The following is a 6,263-nucleotide window of genomic DNA, read 5'->3' as shown; positions in this document are numbered from 1 at the left end:
CGCGGCAACTCCAGATACTCCCGGACATAGGCTGTGATCTCAGCGATCGTGTAACCAGCACTAATACTCATGTTGTGAACCTCCTCCTCGGAAGTGACTCACACCCAGATTGGCATACAACGGTCAACGTCGGGCAGAGCGCTGTGAACGCAGAACAGAGCGCTGTCAGTGGTGGGGAGGGCGCTGTCAGCGGTGGCGAGAGCGCTGTCAACGCAGCGGGGCGAGATCGGCAGCGGTCGCCGGGTAGAATCGCACGTCGTGACCCTGCGCCTGTATGACACCGCCACCCGAGAGGTACGCGACTTCGTTCCGTTGTCGCCCGGGCATGTGTCGATTTACCTGTGTGGCGCCACCGTTCAGGGAGTGCCGCACATCGGTCACGTTCGCAGCGGTATCGCCTTCGACATCCTGCGCCGTTGGCTGCTGCATCGCGACGACGACGTGCTCTTCATCCGCAATGTCACCGACATCGACGACAAGATCCTGCGCAAGGCCGCCGACCATGATCGTCCGTGGTGGGAGTGGGCGGCCACCCATGAGCGGGAGTTCTCCTCGGCCTACGACGCGCTCGGCGTGCTCCCGCCGTCGGGGGAACCACGCGCGACGGGCTTCGTCACACAGATGGTCGAGTACATGGAGCGCCTGATCGACCGTGGCCACGCCTACGCCGCCGACGGCAACGTCTACTTCGACGTGCGTTCACTGCCCGACTACGGGGCACTGTCCGGGCACAAGCTCGACGACGTGCACCAGGGCGAGAGCGCCGGTACCGGCAAACGTGATCCGCGGGACTTCACGCTGTGGAAGGCGGCCAAGCCCGACGAACCCTCCTGGCCGACCCCGTGGGGACGCGGCCGTCCGGGCTGGCATCTGGAATGCTCGGCGATGGCCACCTCACTGCTCGGTGCCGAGTTCGACATCCATTGCGGTGGAATGGATCTCATCTTCCCGCATCACGAGAACGAGATCGCCCAGGCGCATGGCGCCGGTGACCCGTTCGCGCGGTACTGGCTGCACAACGGCTGGGTCACCATGGGTGGGGAGAAGATGAGCAAATCGCTCGGCAACGTCGTGTCGATCCCGGCGATGCTGTCGCGGATGCGTCCGGTGGAGCTGCGCTACTACCTCGGCAGCGCACATTATCGGTCGATGCTGGAGTACTCCGACGGCGCGCTCACCGAGGCCGCCGCCGGTTACCGTCGCGTCGAATCCTTTGTGGAGCGCGTGAATTCGCGCGTCGGCGACGTCGCGATCGGCGAGATCGCCGCCGACTTCGCGACCGCCCTCGACGACGACCTCGGCGTGCCCGCCGCATTGGCCGCGATCCACAACACGGTGCGGGCCGGCAACACCGCACTCGACGGTGGCGACGGCCCCGCGGCCCTGGCCGCGGCGTCGTCGGTGCGGGCCATGATGAGCATTCTCGGCGTCGATCCTCTTGATGCGCACTGGCATTCGGACGCCGCCGACGATTCGGCCGCCACCTCGGCGCTGGATGTCCTGGTGCGGGCGGAGTTGACCCGTCGTGCTCAGGCGCGGACGGACAAGGATTGGGCGACCGCCGACGCGGTGCGAGACCGGCTGGCCGAGGCCGGTATCGAAGTGACCGACACCCCCGATGGGGCCCAGTGGAGCTTGAAAGGTCGGGAGTAGATGGCGGGCAATTCCAAACGTAAAGGCGCCGTTCGTAAGACGGGGTCGAAGAAGGGGCAGGTCGTCGGCTCCGGTGGTCAGCGTCGTCGTGGCCTGGAAGGTCGCGGCGCCACCCCGAAGGCGGTCGACCGGTCCTACCATCCGGCGCACAAGCGGGCCAAGGCTGCGTCGAAAACCGCTGCGGGACGACCGAAGTCGCGCGCCAAGGACGACGGTCCCGAGTACGTTCTCGGGCGTAACCCGGTGGTCGAGTGTCTGCGCGCCGAGGTTCCGGCGACCGCACTGTACGTCGTCACCGGCGGCGATCCCGACGACCGCGTCGCCGAGGCCGTGCAGATGGCCGGTGACCGCGGCATCACCATCCTCGAGGTCGGTAAGGGTGAACTGGATCGCTTGTCGGCGAACGGCTTACACCAGGGTGTCGCGCTGCAGGTGCCCGAGTACCGCTACGCCCATCCCGACGACCTGATGCGCGATGCCATCAACAGTGGCACCCCGCCGCTGCTGGTCGCGCTCGACAACATCACCGATCCCCGCAACCTCGGGGCGGTCATCCGTTCCGTGGCGGCCTTCGGCGGTCACGGGGTGCTGATCCCGCAACGTCGGAGTGCGTCGGTCACCGCGGTCGCGTGGCGGACCTCCGCCGGTGCCGCGGCCCGGCTCCCCGTCGCGCAGGCGCCGAATCTCACTCGCACACTCAAGGAGTGGGCCGCAACGGGCGCTCAGCTGGTCGGCCTCGACGCCGAGGGTGATGTGACCCTGGATGACTACGACGGCACCGGCCCCACCGTCATCGTCGTCGGCTCCGAGGGTAAGGGGCTGTCGCGGTTGGTGCGTGAGACCTGCGACTCGATCCTGTCCATCCCGATGGCCGGCGACGTCGAAAGCCTCAACGCGTCGGTGGCCGCGGGCGTCGTGCTCGCCGAGTTCGCGCGGCAGCGTCGGATCGGGTAGCGCCCACTCGACGCGGAACGGCGCCCACTCGACGGGAAAGGGCGCACACTCGACGGGGAACGGCGCCCACTCGACGGGAGACGGCGCACACTCGACGGGAGACGGCGCACACTCGACGGGAGACGGCGCACACTCGACGGGAAACGGCGCCCACTCGACGGGAAACGGCGCAGCCGCTCAGCCGGCGCTGATCTCGATTCCCGAGCGCCGCAACGACTCCCGCACATGACGGGCGTGCGCGACGGCACCGGGGGTGTCGCCGTGCAGACAGATGGATTCCGCCGACACCGTGACCACCGCGCCGTCGACGGCCACCAGGGAGCCCGTCTCGACCAGGCGCAGCACCCGTTCGGCGATCTCGGAGCTGTCGGTGAGCACCGCTCCCGGTTCCGAACGTGACACCAGGGTGCCCTCCGGGGTGTAGGCGCGATCGGCGAAGGCCTCGGCGATCACTGGCAGCCCGGCGTCGGTCGCCCGGCGCAGCACCGGTGAATCGGCCAGACCCATCAGCGGCAGATCGCCGCCGAACTCGCGCAGCGCGGCGATCACCGCATCCGCCTGCCGTTCGTGGTGCACGATCGTGTTGTAAAGCGCCCCATGGGGTTTGACGTAGGTGACCGACGTGCCCGCCGCCCGGGCGATGGCGTCGAGGGCGCCGATCTGATAGACGAGGTCGGCGATGAGCTCGGCGGGGGCGATGTCCATGAAGCGACGCCCGAATCCGGCGCGATCGGGATAGGAGACCTGCGCACCCACCCGCACCCCCGACGCCGCGGCGGCCCGGCACGTCGCCAGCAGCTCGGCCGGGGTGCCCGCGTGGAACCCGCAGGCGACGTTGGCGCTGGTGACGATCTCCAGCATCGCGTCGTCGTCGCCGACGCCCTCGCCGAGATCGGCGTTGAGGTCGATGCGCGACGGCGCGTCCGCGGTGTGTGAGGTCACGGCCGCAGTGTAGGTCGCGACCCGGGTCGGGCGCATACCACCGCAGCGCGTACACCGCCGGAGTACGCATCTGACCGCGCGGTAGATTCGGGGGCATGGCTCTGATCGACACCAAGGTGACCACAACCGACGGCATCGTCGGTGGCGTCCGCGGTCGCCGCACCCGCCGCGGCACCATCAGCTGGCGCGGTATCCCGTATGCGGCCCCACCGGTGGGTAGCGGACGATTCGACGCCCCGCAGCCGGTCACCCCGTGGAACGGGGTGCGCTGGTGCACCGCGTTCGGTGACGCGGCCGTCCAGGACAAGCTGCTGACCGCGACCGGTCCGGGCCGGTTCCAGCCGGTCAGCGAGGACTGCCTGACCCTCAACGTCTTCTCCCCGGAGACCGAGTCCACCACACCCCGCCCGGTGATGGTGTTCATCCATGGCGGCGCCTACATCCTCGGAACCGCCGCCACCCCGCTGTACGACGGCACGCACCTGGCACGGTCGCAGGACGTCATCGTCGTCACCATCCAGTACCGGTTCGGGCCGTTCGGGATGCTCGACTTCAGCGGATATTCGACCCCGGAGCGGCACTTCGACGAGAATCCCGGTCTCAAGGACCACATCGCCGCCCTGCACTGGGTGCAACGCAACATCGGAGCCTTCGGCGGTGACCCCGACAACGTGACGATCTTCGGGGAGAGCGCCGGCGGATCGTCGGTGCTGATGCTCCTGGCCGCCCCCGCCGCCCGGGGACTGTTCGCGCGCGGCATCGCCGAGAGCCCGGCCGCCGATCTGACCATCTCCAAGGACAGCGCGGCGGTGTTCGCCGACGAATACCTGCGGTTGCTCGCCGATCCGGCGCGTCGCCGGGCCGGCGCCGGCGCCGACGAGCAGCGTGAGCCGATCACGCCGGCCGAGGCCGCCCGCCTCCTCGACGGGGCGTCGCCGACGCAGCTGCACAAGGCGGGGATGCGGTTGATGAAGTTCGCGCGCAACGCCCCCACCCCGATGGAACCGGTGCCCTTCGGCCCGGTGTACGGGGGCGAATCGCTGCCGTATTCACCGCTCGAGGCCGCCCGTAAGGGCCAGACCGCCGCGGTGCCGCTGATCATCGGGACCAACCGGGACGAGGGCCTGCTGTTCGACAAGTTCTGGAACATGCTGCCCGAACCGGAGCAGACGCTGCTGGCGGTGCAGGACAACGCGGCCCGCGACGCCATCATGAACAGTTACGCCGGCGGTGCCGCCGATCGTGTCCGGTTGGCCGCCGACGGCATCTTCTGGGCGCCGGTCACCGGCTTTGCCGACCTGTACCGCGCCATCGCCCCCACCTACGTCTACCGATTCGACTTCCACACCAAGGCGCTGGCCAAGGTCGGCGTCGGCGCCACCCACGCCACCGAACTGTTCGCCGTGTTCGGCGCCTACCGCACCCCGACATTCGCCGGTCTGGCCGCCGGCGATTGGCGTGCGGCCGGCGCGATGATCGAGCAAGTCCAGTCACGCTGGGGCGATTTCGCCCGTGGCGGGGAGCCGGGCGAGTGGCCCCGCTACACCGAGGAACACCGCGAGGTGCTGATCCTCGACCGTCGCGTCCGCGTCGAATCCGATCCGGATGCGACGCGCCGGGAGGCCTGGGACCGAGGTCGAGCCCTCGTCCTGCTGACCGGTGACGGCGACACCGAAGCACCTGCGCCCGCCGACCTCACGGACTCCACTCCCGCGGGGGCTCTGCTGCCAGAAACGACGACACCAGCGGATTGACGAGATCGGGGGCCTCGATCGGCAGGATGTGAGTGCCCGGCAGCACCGCGAACCTGCCGTTCGGCAGGGTGCGTGCCAATGCGAGGCTGTGCTCGAGGCGCACCACCCCGCGGTCGGCGGCGAGCACCAAAGTCGGTGCCGTGACGGTGGCGAATTCGGCCAGCGGATACTCGGGCCCGTCCCGCAGCAGGGCTTCGGATTTGCGGTAGATCTCGTCGAAATGATCTGGCCTGTCCGGACTTTCGGCCTGGTATCCCTCGCGGAGGAATTCGACGAGGGCGGGATCGCGCGCGGCGAGGCGGTCGAAGAAGCCGGCCGCGGCCCGACCGTCGGAGTTCATGTAGTGGCACATCAGTACCACCCGGGAGACGAGGTCGGGGCGGGCCCGGGCCACCAGCAATGCGCGCACCGCGCCGTCGCTCCACCCGACGAGGTGCGCCGGCCGGCCGACCACCGACTCCAGGTAGGCGATGGTCTGCGCGGTCATCGCCTCCATCGACCAGTCCGCGTCGACGTCCGGGCTGTGGCCGTGACCGGTCAATTCGGGGACGTGCAGCCGTAATCCGGCGTCGCTCAGCCCGGCGATCTGGGCACCCCACGTGGCCGCCGAGGCGAACGCGCCGTGCAGCAGGACCGTCGGGGCGCCGGCGGGGTCGCCACCGCAGAAATGCCACATCAGGTTTCCGTCGACGTCGACGTAGGAGCCGCCGTCGACGGTGTCGCCGGCATGGATGGTGTGTGCGGTGCCGACGGCGTGCGCGGCGCCGGTCGATGAGGACGCCGAGCGATTCTCAGGCATCGGCGACAGCAGGATCGAGCAGAAAAACGGGCAGAACGAGGGCTTGCATGAGGCCCATGCTCCGGACCCGCAATGTCTCACCGAGAACGATTCGGACTCGAAACGGCAACACTCGCTGTGGTCTGTCACATCCCGGCGAAGACGCGATCGTAGAAGCAACG

At 69.0% G+C, this 6,263-nt stretch carries 5 protein-coding genes; 3 read left to right on the top strand and 2 right to left on the bottom strand.

The window, feature by feature from the left end:
• The first annotated feature begins 258 nt into the window (after positions 1–258).
• Positions 259–1,653: a cysteine--tRNA ligase gene (gene cysS / locus ABLE92_RS24795; RefSeq protein WP_348807472.1), complete on the top strand. Its 1,395-nt coding sequence runs from the start codon at positions 259–261 to the stop codon at positions 1,651–1,653.
• Positions 1,654–2,607, top strand: coding sequence for a 23S rRNA (guanosine(2251)-2'-O)-methyltransferase RlmB (gene rlmB, locus ABLE92_RS24790; protein ID WP_348807470.1), 954 nt, complete (start codon positions 1,654–1,656; stop codon positions 2,605–2,607).
• Positions 2,608–2,784: 177 nt separating this feature from the next.
• On the opposite strand, the gene ABLE92_RS24785 is transcribed toward rlmB, so the two are convergent.
• Positions 2,785–3,549, bottom strand: coding sequence for a LamB/YcsF family protein (locus ABLE92_RS24785; RefSeq protein ID WP_348807468.1), 765 nt, complete (start codon positions 3,547–3,549; stop codon positions 2,785–2,787).
• Between the two features lie 95 nt (positions 3,550–3,644).
• Between ABLE92_RS24785 and ABLE92_RS24780 the strand changes: the two genes are divergently transcribed.
• On the top strand, positions 3,645–5,303 hold the full coding sequence (locus tag ABLE92_RS24780) for a carboxylesterase/lipase family protein (RefSeq protein WP_348807467.1): 1,659 nt from the start codon (positions 3,645–3,647) through the stop codon (positions 5,301–5,303).
• Here ABLE92_RS24780 and ABLE92_RS24775 read toward each other — a convergent pair.
• The gene (locus ABLE92_RS24775; RefSeq protein WP_348807466.1) at positions 5,245–6,102 is read right to left on the bottom strand and encodes an alpha/beta fold hydrolase; all 858 of its coding nucleotides are present in this window, start codon (positions 6,100–6,102) and stop codon (positions 5,245–5,247) included. The genes ABLE92_RS24780 and ABLE92_RS24775 overlap by 59 nt on opposite strands.
• Positions 6,103–6,263: the final 161 nt, after the last annotated feature.

The organism is Gordonia oleivorans, assembly GCF_040044975.1.
GTDB classification, from domain to species: domain Bacteria; phylum Actinomycetota; class Actinomycetes; order Mycobacteriales; family Mycobacteriaceae; genus Gordonia; species Gordonia oleivorans.
This window is presented reverse-complemented; position numbering and strand designations above follow the sequence as displayed.

Coding starts and splice junctions, on each gene's coding strand:
- ABLE92_RS24775 (WP_348807466.1), bottom strand. CDS start 6,102: ATGCCTGAGAATCGCTCGGCGTCCTCATCGACCGGCGCCGCGCACGCC.
- ABLE92_RS24780 (WP_348807467.1), top strand. CDS start 3,645: ATGGCTCTGATCGACACCAAGGTGACCACAACCGACGGCATCGTCGGT.
- rlmB (WP_348807470.1), top strand. CDS start 1,654: ATGGCGGGCAATTCCAAACGTAAAGGCGCCGTTCGTAAGACGGGGTCG.